The following is a 20,269-nucleotide window of genomic DNA, read 5'->3' on the forward strand; positions in this document are numbered from 1 at the left end:
ATATCTTTTTTATTTAAAAATATATATAAATTATTTCAGTTAAAATTATATATTTGAAAGTCTAATTAATTATGATGATTAATCCAATATTATTAGCTCCAGTAGCTGCTATATTGCTATATATTTTAGCAGGTATACGCGTGATAAAACAGTACGAAAGGGCTGTGAAATTTAGATTAGGGAAATTTGTTGGAATCCTTCAACCTGGGTTAAAATGGATAATTCCAATAGTAGATAGAATAGAGAAAGTGGATCTAAGGGTAGTTACAGTTGATATCCCCGCTCAAGAAGTAATATCTAAGGACAATGTTCCAATGAAGGTAAATGGAGTAGTATTCTTTAAAGTAACAAATGCCGACAAAGCCATACTAGAAGTCGAACAGTACAAATTTGCCATTTCTCAGCTTTCACAATCTGCCCTAAGAGATATGGCAGGAAAATCAGATTTAGATACAATCCTTGCCAAGAGAGAAGAAATTGGTGAAAAAATAAGAACAATTGTTGATATTGAAACAGATCCCTGGGGAATAAAGGTAACTGATGTAAAAATAAAAGATATAGAACTTCCAGACAATATGAAAAGGGCGATGGCACACCAAGCAGAAGCTGAAAGAGATAGAAGGGCAAGAATAATTCTCGCAGAAGCGGAAGAACAGGCTGCACAAAGATTGGCAAATGCGGGAGACATAATAGACAAATCACCAGCCGCATTAAAGTTAAGATTGTATCAAACTTTAGCGGAAATAGCTTCTGAGAAAAACTCTACAATAGTCTTTCCGTTCCCTGAAGAAATGATGGAATTCCTACAAAATAAAAAAGAACAGAAAAAATAATCTAATGTCGATTTCAATGGAATTTGAAGTTGGAATGAAATACCTTATTATCAAAGAAGGCAGTTCAATATCCTGGACAGAAACTAATTGCGTGTCAGAATTTAAGACAATCACTAAAGAATTGAAGTTAGGGGAAGTTGTAGAATATAAAGGGAAGAAGGATTTCCCAGGATGCGACGTTTCATACGATATATTTGGAATAGGCCAGAATGAAGGTGTATTTTGGCCAAACCAATTTGGTGGAGCAAAGACGGAATTCTTTAAAAAAATTATTTAATTTATTTTTTATTTTTTGGGTTAGCAAAAGATTCATTTTTTGAGACACTAATATTTAAAAATAAGAAATGATAAAGAATCATTGAGAGGCAATGAAATATTATAACAAAAATCAATTCCTAAAAAAAATCATATACAAGTTTGCAAGAAAAAGAGCAGAAATACTATACCTTTCTCTTGAAGAATTTCTTAAGAAAGAAGAAATAATTTTAGATGTTGGTTGTGGTAGTTGTAATGTATTAGAGATTCTTGAAGAAAGGGATTTCAATGTTGTGGCCCTAGATATTAAAAATACTAGTATTGTAGAAGGGATTACGCCTGTGGTATATGATGGTAAAAAAATGCCTTTTGCTGACAATACCTTTGAGCTTAGTATGATATTAACAGTCTTGCATCATACTAATCATCAAAAAGAATTAATTAAGGAAGTAATGAGGGTAACTAAGAATAGAATAATAATTTTAGAAGATATATATACTAATAGAATTGATAAATTAATAACTAAATTTGTAGATGGTTTAATCAATCTTGAATTAAATGGAATCAATTCGAACAGAAAAGATTCAGAATGGAGAATTTTATTTAATAATCTTGGATTAAAAATTTTAAATGTTAGATTTCTAAATAAATATTTAGTATTTAAACCAGTAATATATGAATTGGAAATAAAATAGATTTTTAGATCTTAGTTCCAAGATATTCAAATATTTCTTTTTCATAATCTTTGGATATACGCATAGTTAAAACATCCCCTTCTTCAATCTTTGTATCTGCCCTAGGTGAGTTTAGATATTTATCTCCCCTTTTTACATATAGTATAAATGCTCCGAAAGTTTCACCCAGTTTTGTTTCCTTTATAGTAAGATCTTTAACTTTTGAATCTTTCTCTATTTTAACGCTGATAAACTCCGTACTAATGTCCCCTTCTTCGGTCATTGAATCCATAAAGTCAATTATAAACGGTCTTGTTAGAGATTCTGCCATTATACGTGCACCGATGTCATCTGGCATTATTACTCTATTTGCCCCAATTCGATATAGTTTTTCTCGTACTTTATCTGAAGATCCCCTGGCAACAATATGTAAATTAGGATTCAAAGATCTTGCAGTTATAACAATATATACATTTTCAGCATCATCTAAAACAGTCGTTACAAGCCCTTTAGCATTAGTAATTCCCGCTCCAATTAGCACCTTTTCGTCTGTTGCATCACCGCCGATATAAGGTATGTTGGCAATTTTTATTTTATCACAAGTTTCCTTATTTTTTTCGATGACTACTATGTCAAATTTTTTAGATTCTTTTAATCTTTTAGCAATTCTTTCGCCGACATTTCCATATCCGCAAATAATATAATGATTTTTCATTTTTTTCAATGATGATCCCATTTTTCGCCCCCCATAAATATTTTTTAATTCTCCTTCTACGATAAAATTTACAATGAAAGTTAATGTGTACAATACTATTCCTATTCCACCAAACATGATAAAGAGACTGAATATCTTGCCTAAACTAGACTGAGGATGAATATCACCATAACCAACTGTTGTAATTGTAGAACCTGTTAAATAAAGGGAATCTACAAAAGACAGACCTTCAAAATAATGAAAACCTATCGTCCCTAAGACAATTAAAAATATTGGTCCAATTAAAACAAAAATAAACTTTTTATTCATGATATTATGTTTATATTCATATATTTAAATTTATTATGAATAAGGGATAAGTTTTTTAATTGAAAAAAATATTTACATACTATGCCAAGAGCGAGAAAAAAAAGATGCATTTATGTGGACACAAATGCACGTTATTTTAAGCCAAGGGGTGTACCCCTTGAACAACTTGACATTATTCGACTTACATTTGAAGAGCTTGAGGCTATTAGACTCAAAGATTTAATTGGAATAGAGCAGACGGAAGCTTCTGAAAAAATGGGCGTATCTCAACCAACATTTCATAGAATTCTTAAAGAAGCAAGGAATAAAGTTTCTGACGCTTTAGTTAATTCTAAAGCGATAGAGATTTTTGGTGGAGACTATGAAATGGGAAAAGATGAATATAAATGTCTAAATTGTAATCATTTATGGGAAATTAATATTAATTCTGAAGAAAATACAGTGAGATGCCCAAAATGTAATGGAACTAATGTCAAAAATATTAATAGTAAAATCCACATCTGCAAAAGAAATAATATGAATGAGCTTTAGAATTAATTAAGGATAATTTTGGCTTAAAAGGTAAAGTATATGAAAATTGCAATACCGACTGATTCGAAAGGTGGTCTTTCAGATATAGTGTTTAATCATTTTGGTATGGCCCCAACTTACACGGTTATTGAGATAATCGAAAACAGAATTGGAAATGTAAAAATAATTGATAATACTAGCGATCATTTTGGAGGATCTGAAAGCCCTGTAGACTTACTTCTTAAAGAAAATGTTGGAATTGTAATTTGTTCCAATCTTGGACCTCGAGCAATGGAAGTTCTTAAATGTCAAGGATTTGACATGTTTTTTACAAAAAGAGAAAAAGTTCAGGATGTTGTTGACAATTTTATTAAAGGTCAATTAGAAAGATTTTCTAGTGAAAGCACATCCTGTAGTAAATCATAAATAATTATTCCAGTTTGTAGTTCTTTATCTTTTTAATCCAATAGTTTGAATAAATTGCGCCCACAGGATTATGTGCTAAGACCCTATCCTTTACAATAAGAACTGTGGTTGGTGCTTTTGAATATTTGATAAACAATGAATCGTGACCTACGCAAAGCCCCATGACTATATTAAATTCAGTCTCTTCTTTTTCCAATAATTTAGCTTGGCCCACAGGATTGCAAGAAGATTCACTTAGCTCTCCAGATAAAGTTTTAGTAACTCCAAATTCGCCCTTGCCAATACCACATGTTTTACATATAGCAAGAGAAACTTCAAATCCTTTTTCTTCGAGTAAATCCGTAAGAACCTGAGATTCATTTTTTAATCCTACGCATGAAGCTATGCCAAGTTTTTTGTAGTTCATTCTTTTAGAAAATTCAATTAATTCCAGTACTCGAGGTAATTTCATATATGCATCGACTTCAAGTTCAGTTGAAGTTATGTAAAAATTGAGATTTTCTTCTTTTCTTATTTCTTTTTCGGCATAGTCTCTTATTTCTTTATCATAGCAGTTGATGCCATCCATACAAAATGAGTCTTCACAATCGTTACATCTCATGAAAAGAGATAAAAAAACTAATTTAAAAAAGTTACTTATTTTATGCCCGTAATTATATCTGTTTTAAAATCGAATAAAGTCTTTTTTTGATTTTTATCAACTAAGCTCATTATATTGTCATTTGTAACTTTTCCTATAACTCTGGCTTCAATTTTTTGCTGTTTAAAAAGATTTAAAATTTTGTCTGTATTTTCAGGGGCTGAAGTCAAAGTGAATCCATATCCGGGGTAAATCTTTAACCAGTCTATAAATTCCATATTTTCAGGTCTTTGTATCTCATCAACATTGATAATTGCGCCTTTTCTGGAAGTTTCAAGAAGCATTCCGATTGTTCCCAATATTCCTGGATTAGAGATGTCTTTAGCTGCAAATGAAAGTTCTTTTTCAGCAATTTCATTCATTATGCTAAGCTTTGATAGACATTCTTCAGAAGATTTTTTTAGAGTTGTGTCCCAGTTAAGAAAATTATTGTAACGTCGACCGTCCATATCCATTGCTAGTATTATATCTTCTCCTTCTTTTGCAGAGAAACTTGAAAGTATCTTTGATGCATTGCCCATTATTGAAACAGATACTGTTGTTGTTTCAGTATCCGGATGGAGGTGTCCCCCTACCATTGGGACTTTAAATTTGTCACACCCGGTCTTAATTCCTTCAAGTAAATCCTTACAGTTATCAGTCTTTTTTAAAGACATAATATTGACCATAGCGATGGGTTTACCCCCCATTGCATAGATATCATTTACGTTTACAAGTACAGCACAGTACCCTGCCCAAAAAAGATCATTTAAGAGATTTGCCCAAATTCCATCGGCAGCAAAAAGTAAATAATTACAATCCCCTTTTAAAACAGCAGCATCATCGCCAAAATCAATAACAGTATTACCATAATTAGAAAAGGGTTTGAATTGATTTATAAGGTGTTTAATTGGATTTTTTCTTTTAACACCCTCATAATTCCTGATTTCTTGAACAATTCTATTTAGGTCTGCCATGTTTTTCAACATGCGGTTAAAGGATAAGGTATTTATAAAAGTTTTTATTTCAAAATACTTTCCATAAACTTCCTAATCTCGGTAGGGGTTGAAGACTCAAGTCCGTATATTTCTGAAAATTTGGGTGTTGTTTTAAGTATCTTTGTTTTACCACAAGGCTCGGCATCTAATAAACCTGCTTCAACTAAGATCTTAACATGTTCGTAACACTGACTCCCCCTATATTTGACTAAATCTGATTTTTTTAGAGGTTGTTTGTATGCTATAATAGCTAAAGTTTTCAGCACTGCCCCCCTTATTTCAGACTTGGGAGCAAAATCAGCAGTTAATAAGGAATACTCATTTTTTACTTGCATGGTATATCTATCTTCTACGGCCCTAACAACCTCTATTGAACTACCTCTTTCTCGATAGTCTTTAGAAAGGTTTTCAATTAAGCTTTCTACATACTCCCTATCTTTCATGCCAAGTTTTTTTTGTAATTTAGAAATTGGAACAGGTTCACCTGAAATGAAAAGAATTGCTTCTACAGAAGCCTTGTCCTTTAATATGTCCATAAGTTAATATTAATGATTATATTTAAATGGTTTACAGGTTTATTAATAAGAAAAATAAATAAATATTATAAGAAACTTTTTTAATGAACTAAACTTTGATTAATTAGGTGTAAAGATGAATTTAGAAGAAATTGCCCATAAAACAATGGGATTTATTAATTCTGATGGGGAAGTTTTTGCTCAGAAAATTAAAGTAATTTCTTACGATATAGAAAAAAATAATGTGGAGATTGGTGAAGAAAAAGAAACAATAGGTGTTGGAGCAAGGGTTGTTGAAGGTAAGAAACAAGGATTTTCCTTTACAAACAATTTAAATAATTTAGAAGACTGCATTAAGACTGCATATAAAGTTCTCAAAGTATCAAGGCCGAGAGAAGACTTTGTAAGTCTACCCGCCCCAAAGGAAATAAGAAGTAAAGATCTCGTGAACAAATCATTGTATAATATAACTTCTGAGGATTTAATGAGATTCTCAATAGACATGATCAAGGGATGTGAAGATAATCATGGAATTCCCTCTTCTGGGAGCGTAAATATTACATTCTACGAAGAAGCAATTTCAACTTCAACTGGCATTTCTCTTTACCAAAAATATGCAACTCTTTTTGGATACATATCGGCATTATATAAAACTGAAGATGTGTCCAACGGCTTTGATTATACTATTATGAGAAATAAGTTTGATTTTAATAAGATTGGAGAAAATGCTGCAATTAAAGCAAAAGAAACGAGTAATGCAAAAAAAATACAATCAATGTATTGTGATGTTATATTAGAACCTGAAGCTGTTTCTTCTTTACTTTCTAATACATTTATATCCCATCTTTTTGCCGAAAGTGTTGATAAAAATCGAAGTTTTCTAAAGGGAAAGATAGGTGAAAAAATAACAAATCTCACAATTATAGACGATGGAACTCTTGATTATGGGGTGGCTTCTGGAAATTTCGATGGTGATGGTAATCCCACAAAAAGAACCGTAGTTTTAGAAAAAGGAATATTAAAAGGTTATCTTTTCGATGATTTTTACGCAAAAAAGTTTGATGTCGAATCTACCGGCAATTCTGAAAGGGATTATAAATCTCTGCCTTCTATTGGAATTTCCAATTTCATTATAGAAGGGGAAAATATAGAGAATATCCAAAATGGATTTATTATCAATGAATTGAGAGGTGCACACACAGCAAATCCCATTTCGGGGGATTTCTCAGTTGAAATATCTAGTGGTTTTTACGTTGAAAATGGAGAAAAAAAATATCCAATCAAACATGGTATGATAGCGGGTAATGTTTTCGAATTTCTAAACAAAGTTAAAGGTGTTTGTGGGCAGGCTAAAAATACCGGAGGAATTATAACTCCATCAATTATATCGGAAGCAAAGGTGGTTGGTTGATAGCAGTAGTTGGGATGCCAGGTTCGGGAAAAAGTGAATTTGTTAACATTGCTTTGAATTTTGGATACAGATTCATATCTATGGGCGATATAGTAAGGGAAGAAACTGTAAAAAGAGGGTACCCACTCGAAGAAAGTGGAAAAGTTGCACAGATGCTTAGAGATAAAGAAGGTCTTGATGCAATTGCAATTCTGACTTTGGACAAAATAAGAGAAACTCATGATGATAAATTTTTGATTGAAGGCATAAGAGGAATAATGGAAATTGAAAGATTTAGGGATGAAATTGACTTTTTCTTGGTGGGCATACATACATCGCCTAGATTAAGATTCGAACGATTGAAAAATAGAGAAAGGGAAGATGATCCTGAAACTTTTGAAGAATTTCATAAAAGAGATTTAAGAGAGCTTTCATGGGGGTTAGGCGAAGCTCTAGCGTTATCAGATATTATTATTGATAACAATGGCAGCATAGAAGAATTCAGGATAAATATTGACAAGGTGATTAAAAAATATGGGCTTTAAATTGAAAGTATTTGCTGAAGTAAAACCAACAGAAGATGTCGAAAAGGTAAAAATGTCAATATTAAATATATTCCCGGATATCACTCTAGAAGAAAAAGATAATGAAATTATTGGTTATTCTGAAGAAGAAAATGTTATTTCAAGATTCATCGAATTAGTATACTCTGAAGCTATTAGAGATAGTGTCAATATGGTCTTAAGGGAAGGTACTCGTGGGACTAAGATTTCTTTTTCTATGAATAAACAAGCTGCATTTGCAGGTAGGGTTAATCTATCAAAAGTTTCGCCTCTGGGAGCACTTAAAGTTAAAATCTACGCAGAAGACCCTTACGAATTTATCGATAAGATAGTGCCTAAAACAATTTGAGATAATATAATAAAGACATTAGTAACTATCTTTTTTGATTCCACTCGTCTGATTGATATTTATCTAAGGACAATTTTCTCGCAATGCTTAATTCCTCTTTAGAAATATTGTCTTCTTTAGCTTTCCCAAAAGTTTCTTCAAATCCTTCTTTTAAACATTTAAGTAATTCTTTTTTATTCAAACTGTACCCTTCAATGGAAAGATTTGTAACTCTTTTCTTTATTTCAATTTTCTTATCAGATATCCTAAGAACTCTTTCCATTAACTCTAGATCTGTATTGTACATTAGGGTTCCATGTTGTAAAATAACTCCCAATCTTCTCGTTTGAGCAGAGCCAGAAAGTTTTTTTGAATTCAATGTAAGATCATTTAGAGGTTTGAATTCTACATTTATTCCGAGAGTATTTAATCCTTTGATGACTCCCCCGTATATATAATGAAATGAATCTAAAATATTTTCTGGAGCATTTTTCTCTGACATAACAACTGAGTAGGTTATCTCGCCTTCTGAATCGTGGAAAACATTTCCTCCACCCGTTATTCTTCTGACATAGTCAATATTATTTTTATTGCAGTAATCAAGATCAATTGAAGATTCTAATCTTTGGAAGTAACCTATTGACACACACGAAGGAAAGAAGGAATAGAATCTGAATGTATCGATTATTTTATCTTTTGCCCTTAGTGATAATAGAGCCTCATCCAATCCCATTGAAAGAAATCCATCTTCTTCCCTATATTTTAAATATCTCACAAAGAAGTTACTATAGAAAAGTATTTATATGTTTACGCAATCTTGTTGATTGGGAAGGGAAATGGAGGAAAAATTTAGAATCCTCTCATATTTTTTCACCTCTAGTGCTAGATTTCCCTTCCCTCGTTAAGGGCTTTAGGAGGCATCTTATGTATCAAAAAATTTTAAAACTGCTTGAGAATGAAGAATCTCCTCTTTCTGCTGAGGCCATAAGTGAAAAAACTAAGGAAAGTTTAATGAAAACAAAATCTCTTTTGTTGAGATTACAGGAAGAAGGAAAAGTTGAAAGTACAAAAAAAGACGATATGATAGTCTGGCAAATAAAGAAAAAGGATGATACTGAAAAGAAGTATGAAAAGATGGTAAGATAATGCCTTTGTCTCACCCCTTACTCAAAGGGGAGATTTCACCTAGAGCCTATCAAGAAACTATTTTTGTAAAAAGTAAAGATAAAAACACTTTAGTTATTTTGCCAACTGGGCTTGGAAAAACATACATAGCAATTCTACTTACGGCGTATACCCTTCAATCTAAAGAAAAAAAAGTTTTAGTCCTTGCACCTACTAAACCACTAGCGGAACAACATTTAAAATCATTTTCAGAGATATTAAATATTGAAAAAGAAAGTTTTTCTCTTCTAACTGGAACTGTATCCCCTATAAAAAGGGAGGATCTTTATACAGAATCATTAGTTATTATAGCGACTCCACAGGTGATAGAAAACGACATTCTAACTGGAAAAATAGACCTAGATGAATTTGGACTTATAATTTTTGATGAGGCGCACCGTGCAACGGGGGATTATGCTTATACATACATAGCGGAAAAGGCAATCTCAAAAGATATAAGAATATTAGGATTAACTGCATCCCCTGCATCTGACAAAGAAAAGATGCAGGATATAATCAAAAATCTTGGAATAGAAAATATTGAAATTAGAAATGAAAATTCGCCTGATGTAAAATCATATGTTCAAGAATTAGATATTTCATGGATTTCTGTAAAACTTCCAGAAGAATTTCTAGAAATTAAAAAGTTACTCGAAATTTTACTAAAAAAGGAAATTAAAGATCTAAAAGATCTAGGATTTTTTTCATCGTTAGAAGTGACAAAGAAAGAAATACTTGCTACAGTACCAAAAATAAACAATAAAATTAAAGAAGTGCCATTAAAAGAAAAATCAGTTTATTATGGGGCTCTCAAATCTCAAGCAAAGGCCCTAAAGATACATCACGCTCTGGAGCTACTAGAAACTCAAGGGATATCTCCCTTGATATCCTATTTTAAAAGAATGAGAGAAGGCAAAAGTCGTTCTTCTATTGAATTACTTTCTGAAAAAAATATAATGAAGATATTGACAATGGCCGATAATCTTAGTCAACGAGGTATTGAACATCCAAAGCTTTCAAAATTATATGAAATTGTAGTCAATGAAGTAAAAAAAGGCAAGAACATAATAATTTTTTCACATTATAGAGATACTACTATGAGAATCGTGAAAGAGTTAAGTAAATTTGAAGGCGTGAATGTTGAAAGATTTGTTGGTCAAGCTTCAAAAAAAGGGGATGAAGGCCTATCTCAGAAAAAGCAAAAAGAGATAATTGAAAGATTTAGATTAGGAGAATTTAATGTCCTTGTTGCCACCTCCGTTGCAGAAGAGGGGCTTGATATACCAGAGGTAGACATGGTGATATTATTTGAACCTGTTCCTTCAGAGATAAGATCAATTCAAAGAAGAGGTAGAACTGCTAGAAGAAGAAGTGGAGAAGTCGTAATTCTTATGGCGGAAAAAACAAGAGACGAAGGATATTATTGGGCAAGTAAAAAGAAAGAAAGACAGATGAAACATACTGTAATGGAACTAAAACGAGATTTTACTAAAAATGAAGGGGTGTCTATGGCTGAGAAGGGTCAGAGTAAATTAAAGGATTTTTTGGTGATGCCAGAAATAATAGTGGACGACAGAGAAGACAAAAGAGTGGTAAAAATACTATCAGAGATTGCAAGGATTAAGGTAAATCGTTTAGACGTAGGCGACTATATCTTATCTAATAGAATAGGGGTTGAAAGAAAATCTTCTCATGATTTTATAGAATCTCTTATCAAAGGAACTCTTTTCCCACAAATTTTATCTCTATCAAACGCTTATGAAGTTCCCTTATTAATAGTTGAAGGAGAAGATGTCTATTCAGTAAGAAATATGGATAAAAAATCCATACGTGGGGCAATTATATCCGCCATGGTTGATCTCAGAGTTAGAGTTATTTTTACTAATACCCCGGAAGAAACAGCAAATTATCTTGTAGAGATATCATTAAGGGAGCAGAAAGAAAAAGATAGACTGCCCGCAATTAGGGGTGAAAAAAAAGTAATGAGTTTAAAAGAAAAACAGCTATTTATAGTAGAAGGCCTTCCAGAGGTATCTTCAGTTCTTTCAAGGAGGCTTTTGAGAAGGTTTGGCAGCGTTCTTGGAGTTTTCAACGCTGATGAAATAGAACTCAAGGACGTTGAAGGCGTTGGAGAAATTAAGGCTAAGAAGATAAGAGATGTTATAGATTCTCAGTATGAAGAAATTTAATTTCTTTATTGCTAATCAATAATTAACCAAAAGATTTAAATATTAAAAAGCAATAATTTATATTAGCAGTAATAGGTGATTAGTTATGAGAGGAAAAAACGATGATGAAGCAAGAAAATTCTTTAAACAGGCAAAAAGAATGAAAGATAGGGCTGAAGTAAATATAAAAAAGAGAAATTTCTTTCTAGCATCTATTGAAATAGATGTCGCAAACAGACTTCTTGAAGAAGGAAGTAAGTTTCTCTAAATTTTATTTTTAATTTTGTATACTTTTCTAATCAATCTATTAGTTAATTAAAATTCGAAAATCAGCGTAATCGTATTATACAATAGCCTTATATATAAAATCTATAAAATCTAAACAATGTTATCCGGCGATATACTAGGCCTAATAATAGTCTATGGCTATGTGGCTGTTTTACTCTTTATCTCTGAAAAAATTTTATATAAATATAAAGTACTCAGTCGTAAATTTCTCCATATAATGGTTGGGAATATAATGTTTATATTGCCCATCTTTGAAACTAGATTTGCAATTACTTTTCTAGCAGCGGCACCTTTTATACCTCTGACTTTTTTAATGAGCCCCTACTCACCGCTAAATATCAAGGATAGAATTTCTTCATCTGGACATGGGCTTGGCTTAGTGTACTACGCTATTTCTTGGACAATTCTTGCATTTTTATTCTTCGATAAACCTTGGATTATTGCTGTAGGTATAGCTGCGATGTCATATGGGGATGGAATGGCATCCTTAATTGGAACTAGATTTGGCAAAAGGAAATATCATTTCTTTGGTGAAACAAAAAGTATCGAAGGATCAATTGCAATGTTTGTTACACTAGTTTCTGTTTTGTGGATTGCATTAAAATTCTACAATTACTTGTTTTCAAGTGTAACAATAGTCCCAATGAATTATGTTATTTTAATTTTTGTTCCTTTTGTTGCAACTTTCTTTGAAGCTGTTACACCTAAAGGCCTCGATAATTTGACGGCTTGTTTTTCTGCAACTATTCTTTATTACTTACTGGCGATGGTGGTATAATGAGATTTATTATAATTGACGGATTAGATGGGGCAGGAAAAGATACCCATGCTAATTTAATTCGTAATAGGTATTTGAACAAAGGAGATAAAGTAATACTACGTTCTCATCCAGAAGACGACAATAATTTTGGAATAAAAGCTAAGAGTTCACTTTTAGGTAAAGGTAAATTAAATTATATTAAAGCTTCCATCTACTATGCTTTTGACGTTATTAGATCAGTCAGGAAATATTATGGAAAAGGTGATGACACTTTGATTGTTGTACGTTACCTTATGGGCGTAGCTTATTTGCCTTTACCTTTGGCCAAATTATTATACAAATTTTTTGCTACAATTCTCCCCACTTCAAATTATATGTTCTTTTTGGATGTTGAACCGCAGGAATCTCTAAAAAGACTTGCCAAAAGAAATGAAAAAGAGATGTTTGAGAATCTTGACGATCTTGTTAAAGTAAGAGAAAAGGCATTAAATTTAGCAAGTAATTGGAATATAATAAATACTTGCTATTCTATAGAAGAAGTCCAGAAACAAATAGAAGTTATTCTAGATACTTTAGACAATGGGAAAGATAAATCCAATTTTTTAGATACTTCAAAACAAATGCAAAATTAATAAAAATAAATTAGATTATTTTTTTAATCTAATTTTTCAAATCTCTTTTCTAATTCTCTAAGAACTTTTGGAAGAGTTGTATATTCCATATCTTCACAGGGCAATCTGTGTGGTTCAAATGGACCGTGGCGCCTCATATAATCGGCAACTCTTTGTGCTTTTCTTCTAGCAAGGTCGTATGCTGGGTCATCAAATAAGTCTACAGGCCCGATTAACCTTCCATTAGCAATCTGGAATCCCAGTGCAATTACTCTTGGAGGCCCGTCGAATCTAGTACAAACCGCATTTTTTTGGCTTACAGGCATCAATGGCCCATTGTGGGATCCTCTCATCCAGCCAGCAACAAGGTGTGGAAATGCGAAAGGTTCTAACACTTCACCTACTGCAGGAAGACCAGACTGAGCTCTGACTAAAGCTACAGGGTCGTCTTTTCCTACATATTCCCCCGCTATTTGATAAAGTTTTTCAGTGCTTACAGTTGCTACAGCTTCATCTGAAGATAATTTTCCACCCTTCTTGGGATATACTCTTTTTATTACATACCTAGATTTAGCACCGACTAATGCAAGCATTTTGTAAAGTTCTTCAGGGCAGTCCATGAATACTCTTTTGCTTTCTAAGATATCCCATATCTCAAATCTAAATCCTGAAGTTGCATTCGGATCTATGACCAATCCTATTGTGTTAAATGGATCAGCAAATATTTTATACATTGGTAAATTAAAAGCTCCGGGGTCAGTTTTATCCATCATAAACGCAATTAATGGCTCTGCCTTTCTTTCTTCAAATTCTAACTCTGCAATTCCTGGTCCCATCCCTCTCACATTTCCGCTAAATGCTTCAGCTAAGAGATCTTGACCTGCGCCGTAAAGTTTCAATTCTTTAGCAACTTTTGTTGCTTTTTCAAAGGTATCCCATGCAAGATGATGGACTTCTTCGCAATCTACACCTTTTCTGTGCGTCATTATTAATTCTAAGTCGTCACCACAGTTTGTTACGTGGAAATCAATTAGAAGCTTACCTTTTTCTTTTTCTAATTCTTTTTTAGCTGTTTGAATTAAATCTGGATGGACCAAAGCATGGCCTGGCCATCCACCAACATCTGCTTTAATAAGAGAAACTGTTGTTTTTTCTCCCATTTAATCCTCCTCATCCTTTGATTTAAAATCATCAATTGAGAATGGAGGCTCCTCACCATCTTTTATTTGCCCTTTAGCTTTCATCATTTCCCTAGCAATAAGATAGTAAACAAGTGCTAAGGCTTTTTTACCTTTGTTGTTTGTTGGCACAACTAAATCAACGTTTGAAAGATAGTTTTCTGAGTCGCATAAGGCGACTACGGGTATTTTTGCAAGTCCAGCTTCCCTTAATATTTGATAGTCTGCTCTTGGATCTGTCAATATGACTACCTCAGGCTCAATGAAATCCTCACAGTTTGGATTTGTTAAAGATCCTGGAATGAATCTTTTTGTGATTGTTTTTGCGCCTGTTTTCTGACCAAACGCTAATACTGGCTTGAATCCATAAATTCTTGATGATACAACAAGAATTTTTTCAGGTTCAAATTTGGCAAGAAACTTTCCAACTTTTTCAATCTTTTTATTTGTTTCATTTATATCAAGGATATAAAGACCATCTTGTCTTATCCTAAATATGTACCTTTCCATGTCCCTTGTTTTTTGGGTCGTTCCAATGTGTATTCCAGATGCAAGGTACAAATCAAGGGGTACTAACATTTCATCACTCATTAAATCTCCTCTCCTAAATATTCTTTAATTCTTATTAGTTCATTTATTATCTGGATATTATCTTCCATTGCTTCCAAATACCTAAGATTAAATGCCAAAGCTATGTGGCATACGCCTTCATCAACTGCATGGATAATACAGTTCTTATCCTCATTTGATGCCGCATATATCTGAGATATTGTATCTAACTCTATTCTTTTGGGTTTTTGATTGGCCTTTATTTCTTTTAGATCCATATCGAATATTTTTCCCCCAATATTCAATAAAGGCATTTTTCCTTCGTATATACCTCCAAGGTATCTAAAAAGAGGCAACGAATAAAAAGAAGATGCTGCTTTGGCAGATGCCAAAGACAAAGCAAATCTTATTTTAGTATATGGCGTTATTTCACAAAGTAATTCATCTAGTGATTTCTGTTCAATCGCATCCAAACCTGCAAGCTCAGGCAATACAACTTCTTCAATTTCAGAAATATCTTCCTCAAAAGGTACAGAAGCCCTTCCAAAACTTGAAGATGTATAGATATCTATCTCTACAATATTTTTCTCTCTATTACTGTTGTAAACCGTCCTTGCTCTTATATCCTCTATTACGGTCAATCTTTCCTCTCCTTTTCCATTTCCAATGGTGGGACCGTCGGGATTTGAACCCGAGTTTCCACCACCCCAAGGTGAGAGGCTAGTCCAAGCTACCCCACGGTCCCATGTGAAATCGACTATAAACTATTAAAATATAAAATTATATTTTATAGTCGAGCAGTTCGTCTATTAGATCAACATGAGTTAGAAGCATTCTTCTGCAACAATATCTTGTTAGCCCCATGTCATCTAATATTTTTTCTGTTTCTTCCCCTTTGCTTAGCCTTTCTAAATAAGGCTCATAAAGATGTCCAATAACTTTACCACAAGTAAAACATCTTACAGGGATTATCAAAAGATCACCTGTAGGATTTCTGTCTTCTTGCTCTTGGTCCTTTAGAAGACTTACTTGGCTTGTGCTCTTCTGTTCTCCTTGAATCTCCTCTCAATAGGATTCTGTCATATCCTAAATAAGCTTCTTTCAAAGAGTTGTCCTGGGTAAATTCGACAATGCCTCTGGCTATTGCAATTCTGCATGCATCGGCTTGTCCCATAATACCTCCACCACGGACATCAATATCAATATCAACTGTATTGGCTGTGTCTCCAGCAAGAAGAATTGGTTCAAACATTTTTAATCTTACCAATTCTGGTTCAACTATTGGAAGTGGTTTGCTGTTAATTCTTACTCTCCCCTTACCTTCCTTAACAGTCGCTCTTGCAACTGCTTTTTTTCTTTTACCAACTGACTGAATAACTTTCATACGCGTCCCCCAAGGAAGCTTGATATTTCTTTTACCTTAAAGTATTTTTTTGTTCTAAGTTTTGAAACATCTGCTTCATTAAATCTAACAAATTCTTTACCTGTTAAGTCTTCAGGTATGCCAACATAGACCTTTAATTTCTTATATGCTTGTCTTCCTTTGTCTTTCTTCCAAGGTAACATTCCCCTCACAGCTCTTCTGACTATTCTGTCAGATCTTTTTGGGAAAAATGAACCTCTCAAAGGATTTGCTATGTCTTTAAACTGTGCTCTTTTCTTGTAAAGGTCAAAGAAATATTCTCTATTTCCTGTAATTATAACTTCTTCAGCATTAACTATAAAAACTTCTTCCCCTTCTAAAAGTTTTTTAGCAGCAACTGATGCCATTCTGCCTAGAATCTGATCTTTTCCATCGATTATCATGAGATCACTCCATTATTTTTACACCGCTACCTCTTGGATTTTCTTTGTAAAGTTCATAAAGAGTTATTGCCCTTCCATTTTTGTTTATCTTCTCCATGGCGGATTTAGAAAACTTAAATGCAGAAACGGTAACTTTATGATCTAGCTCTCCGCTGCCTAATACTTTTCCAGGAATAATTACGGTATCCCCATCTTGTGAATATCTATTGATTTTCGATAAGTTCACTTGGGGTAAATGCCTTGTAGGTCTTTTAAATCTCTTCGAAAGATCAATCCACAAGGGTGTTTTTTCTGAATAGCCTTTGTCTATAAAAAAATCTATAAGACTCAATATATTTGGATTTGTTTTATTTAGTTTTTTCATTAGTTTCACCTCTCAAACTCTTACGCTTACGCTCGCCTGAGATTAACATTGATATTTTAATACCCTATTTAAACGTTTCGATGATTTTTAGAATAAAGATATAATTTTAAAAATATTAAAAAATTATTAATTTATATTTTCGACATTGGAGCTAGAATAGATGGAAGTTCTGTTTTATATCCAAGTTCTTTTAGAGCCATCTGTAAACATGCCATGGTCAATATTATTTCTTTTTCAGAAACGCTTCCCATGTGGCCAATCCTGATTATTTTTCCTTTAAGATGGTCCTGTCCTCCCGCTATGACTATCCCATGTTTTTCTCTCATTACTTTGACTAACTCTTGGCCGTCTATACCTTCTGGAGCCATTATTGAGGTAACGGTATTTGAGCATGTCTTTTCATCTTTTGGGAAAAGTGTAAGGCCTATTGATTTTGCAGCATCTCTTGTTGCCTTTGCCAATTTTTCATGTTTCTTAATCCAGTTCTCAAATCCGTATTCATCGATAATGTCTAAAGCTTCTTTTAAACCGTAAGTCATTGATACAGGTTGGGTATATGGTGCTTTGTATTTGTTATTCTTATACTTCTTTAAATTAAGATAATAACATGTTCCATCTGTTTTTTCAATTACATCCCATGCTTTCTGACTAACTGAAATAAAACACATCCCGGGAGGTAATCCAATACATTTTTGGCTACCTGATGCACATATATCAACTCCCCAGTTGTCAACTTCAATATTGTCCCCTCCAAGAGAAGAAATAGTGTCAACAACTAAAAGAGCTTTAGTATTCTTAACTATTTTACCAATTTCTGCTACTGGATTTCTAACTCCTGTAGATGTTTCATTGTGCACCATTGTTACTGCTTTGATAGAAGGATCTTTTTCTAAGGCTTCTTTGACGTCATTTGTATTTATTGGCATTCCCCATTCGTACTTTAATTCTATTACCGCACCTTTGTAAGCCTTTACTATATCTCTAAACCTCTCTCCAAACTTGCCAGATGTAATGCATAATACCTTATCCCCTGGTTGAACGACATTGGCTATTGCAGCGTCCATTGCAGCTGTTCCAGAACCAGCTATTATGAAAACATCGTTTTTAGTTTTAAAGATCTTTTTCATTCTCTCTGATTGTTCCATGAAGAGTTTGTTAAATTCTTCGCCCCTATGGGGCATGATTTTCATTGACATAGCCCTGAATACCCTAGGATGTACTGGTATTGGGCCAGGTATCATGAGTAAAAAGTCTTCATTCATATAATCACGACACTATTTTAACCAAAATAAACATATATAAGATTATCTTATCTAACCGTAAATTAAAAAGTGTTAGAATAGAATAAATCTCAAGAATATTAAAACAAAATTACATTATTTCTTTGTGAGTCATTAGTCTTGTTGTGTAGCCAGCTATCCTGTTCAAAAGTTTATGTGTAGGTACATCGATTAAGTCTTTAATAATTAACTTGTTCTCTTCAAAATCTTTTGTAAGCTCGTTTCTGTGCTTTTCGACTAACTGTCTTGAAATTCTTTTAATGAATGATGGTCTGATTCTTCCCAACATTACACCTCCATTTTAAATGAAATGGCATAGTATGCTTTTTAAAATTATCGTCAAGATACTAGTTTTTCCAGTAGGTATGGCCCATTTATCTAAGGAATTACAGAAAATATTTAAGTAATAGAAATATTAAACGTTCATGCTCAACACTATAAATAACCTAATTAATCCAAATCTTACAATTGGTATTGGGGCCTATGAAAATCCAGATAAAATTGAAGATGCAGTAAAAAGTGTTGATTTTTGTAATGTTGAAGTATTCGATGATTCTTCAAAAATTATTTCATCTCTTAAAAAAGGTGAAATAGACGCCATAGTTAGGGGAACTCTTCAAAGTTCTGAGTTTTTAAAAGAAGTGAAGGGTAATTTTGGGATAGATAAAATATATAGAATCGGCCTATTGGGAACCTATGACAAAAAATATTTCTTTTTTGCACCTCTTGGTATTGATGAAGGAGAGGATCTAAAAGAAAAAGAAATGTTTGTTGAATATGCTAAAGATTTGTTAAAAAGATTTAAAGTTGAACCAAAAATATCCGCCCTATCTGGAGGGCGAACTAAGGATTTAGGAAGGTCTGAAAGGGTTGACAAAAGCATTCTAGAAGCTGAGGCTTTGGCAGAAAAATACGGTATAGATCACGCTCAAATCTTAATTGAAAATGCAATAACATCGTCTAATTTTATACTAGCTCCAGACGGGATTTCAGGTAATTTAGTTTATAGGACATTAATACACCTCGGGGGAGGAAGTTCTCACGGAGCGTTATACTATCCTTTAGCTGTTGATGACATAATAATTGTCGATACATCAAGAGCTGCACCAAAAGAAGAGTATATTTCTTCAATAGCTCTTGCAAACGCTATTAAGAATTACTGATTAAATGAATTAATTATCTTATCTATGTTTACCACATTATTCCAAGATCTCATTTCATTGTGATTAGTTGCATCAAGATGTATTGGGGTTAATGATACTTTGTTTTGTTTTATTGTTGAATAATCTGTGCCTTCTTCAACAAAGCCTCCAGGGGGTTTACCAAATACTTTAAAATACATTTTGCCTTCTTCTTTGTCTGTTTCAAAAGGTTCGTCATAGTAAACCCTTCTTCCTAGCCTTGTTACCTCAACGCCTTTTAATTCATTGAAAGGAACAGAAGGAACGTTTATGTTTAGAAGAGTATCAGTTGGCAATTTATTAAAATTCCAAGAGTCAAATAGTATTTCTAAAAATTTTGTCGCCGTATCGAACATCGGATTAAAATAATCAGATGATGAGATTGCTATTGAGGGGATCCCATTTATAATTCCTTCTCTTGCTGCAGATACAGTTCCGGAATAGTAGATATCATAAGAGATGTTCTCCCCATGGTTTATTCCCGAAAGGATTAGGTCAATTTTTTCCCTCATGAAATGTCTTATTGCAAGAGCTACACAGTCTACAGGCGTTCCAGAAACTATGTAATCCGTTCTTTTTTTGTCTTCTAAATACAACCCTTCGACTTCAATTTTTTTAAATATAGAATAACTGTGTCCGATCCCGCTGCAATTTTCTTTTGGTGCTATGACAACTACTTCACCCAGAGATTCTGCGACTTCTGTCAGTTTTTTTAATCCTTCTCTTCCGTAGCCATCATCATTAGTTACAAGTATTTTCATTTGAACTAAAGAGGCTATAAGTTA

29 protein-coding genes and 1 tRNA gene are annotated in these 20,269 nt (G+C 33.1%); 14 read left to right on the top strand and 16 right to left on the bottom strand.

Features of this window, described 5'->3' with window-relative positions:
• The first annotated feature begins 71 nt into the window (after positions 1-71).
• The 3 genes from HPY60_05785 to HPY60_05795 all read left to right on the top strand — a co-directional run bounded on the left by HPY60_05785 (position 72) and on the right by HPY60_05795 (position 1,783).
• Positions 72-833, top strand: a complete 762-nt coding sequence (locus tag HPY60_05785; GenBank protein NPV50691.1) for a slipin family protein — start codon at positions 72-74, stop codon at positions 831-833.
• A 4-nt stretch (positions 834-837) separates the two neighbouring features.
• Positions 838-1,110 (top strand): hypothetical protein, encoded by a 273-nt coding sequence (locus HPY60_05790; GenBank protein NPV50692.1) that lies wholly within the window; start codon positions 838-840, stop codon positions 1,108-1,110.
• Positions 1,111-1,201: 91 nt separating this feature from the next.
• Positions 1,202-1,783: a class I SAM-dependent methyltransferase gene (locus HPY60_05795; GenBank protein ID NPV50693.1), complete on the top strand. Its 582-nt coding sequence runs from the start codon at positions 1,202-1,204 to the stop codon at positions 1,781-1,783.
• A 4-nt stretch (positions 1,784-1,787) separates the two neighbouring features.
• On the opposite strand, the gene HPY60_05800 is transcribed toward HPY60_05795, so the two are convergent.
• Positions 1,788-2,786, bottom strand: a complete 999-nt coding sequence (locus HPY60_05800; GenBank protein ID NPV50694.1) for a potassium channel protein — start codon at positions 2,784-2,786, stop codon at positions 1,788-1,790.
• Positions 2,787-2,867: 81 nt separating this feature from the next.
• On the opposite strand from HPY60_05800, the gene HPY60_05805 reads away from it, so the two are divergent.
• Positions 2,868-3,317 carry a DUF134 domain-containing protein gene (locus HPY60_05805; protein ID NPV50695.1) on the top strand — a complete coding sequence of 150 codons (450 nt, stop codon included), beginning with the start codon at positions 2,868-2,870 and terminating at the stop codon, positions 3,315-3,317.
• A 39-nt stretch (positions 3,318-3,356) separates the two neighbouring features.
• Positions 3,357-3,722, top strand: coding sequence for a NifB/NifX family molybdenum-iron cluster-binding protein (locus HPY60_05810; protein NPV50696.1), 366 nt, complete (start codon positions 3,357-3,359; stop codon positions 3,720-3,722).
• Between the two features lie 4 nt (positions 3,723-3,726).
• Here the strand turns inward: HPY60_05810 and HPY60_05815 are convergent, their stop codons facing one another.
• The 3 genes from HPY60_05815 to scpB are packed head-to-tail and all read right to left on the bottom strand — an operon-like array spanning position 3,727 to position 5,875.
• Entirely contained in the window at positions 3,727-4,323 is a 597-nt protein-coding gene (locus HPY60_05815) for a DUF1847 domain-containing protein (protein ID NPV50697.1), read from the bottom strand.
• Between the two features lie 35 nt (positions 4,324-4,358).
• Positions 4,359-5,330 (bottom strand): methanogenesis marker 2 protein, encoded by a 972-nt coding sequence (locus HPY60_05820; GenBank protein ID NPV50698.1) that lies wholly within the window; start codon positions 5,328-5,330, stop codon positions 4,359-4,361.
• 32 nt (positions 5,331-5,362) lie between these two features.
• Positions 5,363-5,875: an SMC-Scp complex subunit ScpB gene (gene scpB / locus HPY60_05825; protein NPV50699.1), complete on the bottom strand. Its 513-nt coding sequence runs from the start codon at positions 5,873-5,875 to the stop codon at positions 5,363-5,365.
• Between the two features lie 115 nt (positions 5,876-5,990).
• Here scpB and HPY60_05830 point away from each other — a divergent pair, with 115 nt between their 5' ends.
• From HPY60_05830 to HPY60_05840, 3 genes are read left to right on the top strand one after another with little or no spacing between them, the layout of a single operon-like run.
• Positions 5,991-7,265: a TldD/PmbA family protein gene (locus HPY60_05830; protein NPV50700.1), complete on the top strand. Its 1,275-nt coding sequence runs from the start codon at positions 5,991-5,993 to the stop codon at positions 7,263-7,265.
• Positions 7,262-7,789, top strand: a complete 528-nt coding sequence (gene fliE / locus HPY60_05835) for a flagellar hook-basal body complex protein FliE (GenBank protein NPV50701.1) — start codon at positions 7,262-7,264, stop codon at positions 7,787-7,789. The genes HPY60_05830 and fliE overlap by 4 nt, the downstream gene beginning before the upstream one ends.
• Positions 7,779-8,156: a hypothetical protein gene (locus tag HPY60_05840; GenBank protein ID NPV50702.1), complete on the top strand. Its 378-nt coding sequence runs from the start codon at positions 7,779-7,781 to the stop codon at positions 8,154-8,156. Before fliE ends, HPY60_05840 begins: the two co-directional genes overlap by 11 nt.
• 25 nt (positions 8,157-8,181) lie before the next feature.
• Here HPY60_05840 and HPY60_05845 read toward each other — a convergent pair whose 3' ends face one another.
• On the bottom strand, positions 8,182-8,910 hold the full coding sequence (locus tag HPY60_05845) for a lipoate--protein ligase family protein (GenBank protein NPV50703.1): 729 nt from the start codon (positions 8,908-8,910) through the stop codon (positions 8,182-8,184).
• 149 nt (positions 8,911-9,059) lie between these two features.
• On the opposite strand from HPY60_05845, the gene HPY60_05850 reads away from it, so the two are divergent.
• The 5 genes from HPY60_05850 to HPY60_05870 all read left to right on the top strand — a co-directional run bounded on the left by HPY60_05850 (position 9,060) and on the right by HPY60_05870 (position 13,147).
• On the top strand, positions 9,060-9,281 hold the full coding sequence (locus HPY60_05850; protein NPV50704.1) for an ArsR family transcriptional regulator: 222 nt from the start codon (positions 9,060-9,062) through the stop codon (positions 9,279-9,281).
• Positions 9,281-11,488: a DEAD/DEAH box helicase family protein gene (locus HPY60_05855; protein NPV50705.1), complete on the top strand. Its 2,208-nt coding sequence runs from the start codon at positions 9,281-9,283 to the stop codon at positions 11,486-11,488. Before HPY60_05850 ends, HPY60_05855 begins: the two co-directional genes overlap by 1 nt.
• Before the next feature lie 85 nt (positions 11,489-11,573).
• The gene (locus HPY60_05860; GenBank protein NPV50706.1) at positions 11,574-11,735 is read left to right on the top strand and encodes a hypothetical protein; all 162 of its coding nucleotides are present in this window, start codon (positions 11,574-11,576) and stop codon (positions 11,733-11,735) included.
• Positions 11,736-11,852: 117 nt separating this feature from the next.
• Complete coding sequence (locus HPY60_05865) at positions 11,853-12,533, top strand: phosphatidate cytidylyltransferase (protein ID NPV50707.1); 681 nt, start codon at positions 11,853-11,855, stop codon at positions 12,531-12,533.
• Complete coding sequence (locus HPY60_05870) at positions 12,530-13,147, top strand: thymidylate kinase (protein NPV50708.1); 618 nt, start codon at positions 12,530-12,532, stop codon at positions 13,145-13,147. The genes HPY60_05865 and HPY60_05870 overlap by 4 nt, the downstream gene beginning before the upstream one ends.
• Positions 13,148-13,170: 23 nt before the next feature.
• Here HPY60_05870 and HPY60_05875 read toward each other — a convergent pair whose 3' ends face one another.
• The 10 genes from HPY60_05875 to HPY60_05920 all read right to left on the bottom strand — a co-directional run bounded on the left by HPY60_05875 (position 13,171) and on the right by HPY60_05920 (position 18,589).
• Positions 13,171-14,286 carry a fructose 1,6-bisphosphatase gene (locus HPY60_05875; GenBank protein NPV50709.1) on the bottom strand — a complete coding sequence of 372 codons (1,116 nt, stop codon included), beginning with the start codon at positions 14,284-14,286 and terminating at the stop codon, positions 13,171-13,173.
• Positions 14,287-14,895 carry a 30S ribosomal protein S2 gene (locus HPY60_05880; GenBank protein NPV50710.1) on the bottom strand — a complete coding sequence of 203 codons (609 nt, stop codon included), beginning with the start codon at positions 14,893-14,895 and terminating at the stop codon, positions 14,287-14,289.
• On the bottom strand, positions 14,895-15,494 hold the full coding sequence (locus tag HPY60_05885; protein ID NPV50711.1) for a hypothetical protein: 600 nt from the start codon (positions 15,492-15,494) through the stop codon (positions 14,895-14,897). The genes HPY60_05880 and HPY60_05885 overlap by 1 nt, the downstream gene beginning before the upstream one ends.
• A 26-nt stretch (positions 15,495-15,520) precedes the next feature.
• A tRNA-Pro gene (locus HPY60_05890) sits at positions 15,521-15,598 on the bottom strand.
• Positions 15,599-15,633: 35 nt separating this feature from the next.
• Entirely contained in the window at positions 15,634-15,828 is a 195-nt protein-coding gene (locus HPY60_05895) for a DNA-directed RNA polymerase subunit N (GenBank protein ID NPV50712.1), read from the bottom strand.
• Between the two features lie 4 nt (positions 15,829-15,832).
• Positions 15,833-16,237 (bottom strand): 30S ribosomal protein S9, encoded by a 405-nt coding sequence (locus tag HPY60_05900; protein NPV50713.1) that lies wholly within the window; start codon positions 16,235-16,237, stop codon positions 15,833-15,835.
• A complete protein-coding gene (locus tag HPY60_05905) occupies positions 16,234-16,659 on the bottom strand; it encodes a 50S ribosomal protein L13 (GenBank protein ID NPV50714.1) in 426 nt (141 codons plus the stop codon). The genes HPY60_05900 and HPY60_05905 overlap by 4 nt, the downstream gene beginning before the upstream one ends.
• A gap of 4 nt (positions 16,660-16,663) precedes the next feature.
• Positions 16,664-17,023 (bottom strand): 50S ribosomal protein L18e, encoded by a 360-nt coding sequence (locus HPY60_05910; protein NPV50715.1) that lies wholly within the window; start codon positions 17,021-17,023, stop codon positions 16,664-16,666.
• Positions 17,024-17,154: 131 nt separating this feature from the next.
• Positions 17,155-18,285 (bottom strand): alanine--glyoxylate aminotransferase family protein, encoded by a 1,131-nt coding sequence (locus HPY60_05915; GenBank protein NPV50716.1) that lies wholly within the window; start codon positions 18,283-18,285, stop codon positions 17,155-17,157.
• Between the two features lie 109 nt (positions 18,286-18,394).
• Positions 18,395-18,589, bottom strand: coding sequence for a 30S ribosomal protein S17e (locus HPY60_05920; GenBank protein ID NPV50717.1), 195 nt, complete (start codon positions 18,587-18,589; stop codon positions 18,395-18,397).
• Between the two features lie 139 nt (positions 18,590-18,728).
• On the opposite strand from HPY60_05920, the gene mtxX reads away from it, so the two are divergent.
• The gene (mtxX, locus tag HPY60_05925; protein ID NPV50718.1) at positions 18,729-19,466 is read left to right on the top strand and encodes a methanogenesis marker protein Mmp4/MtxX; all 738 of its coding nucleotides are present in this window, start codon (positions 18,729-18,731) and stop codon (positions 19,464-19,466) included.
• On the opposite strand, the gene surE is transcribed toward mtxX, so the two are convergent.
• Positions 19,460-20,245: a 5'/3'-nucleotidase SurE gene (surE, locus tag HPY60_05930; GenBank protein ID NPV50719.1), complete on the bottom strand. Its 786-nt coding sequence runs from the start codon at positions 20,243-20,245 to the stop codon at positions 19,460-19,462. The genes mtxX and surE overlap by 7 nt on opposite strands.
• Positions 20,246-20,269: the final 24 nt, after the last annotated feature.

Origin of the sequence: Methanofastidiosum sp., from assembly GCA_013178285.1 — an archaeon.
Classification (GTDB): Archaea; Methanobacteriota_B; Thermococci; order Methanofastidiosales; family Methanofastidiosaceae; genus Methanofastidiosum.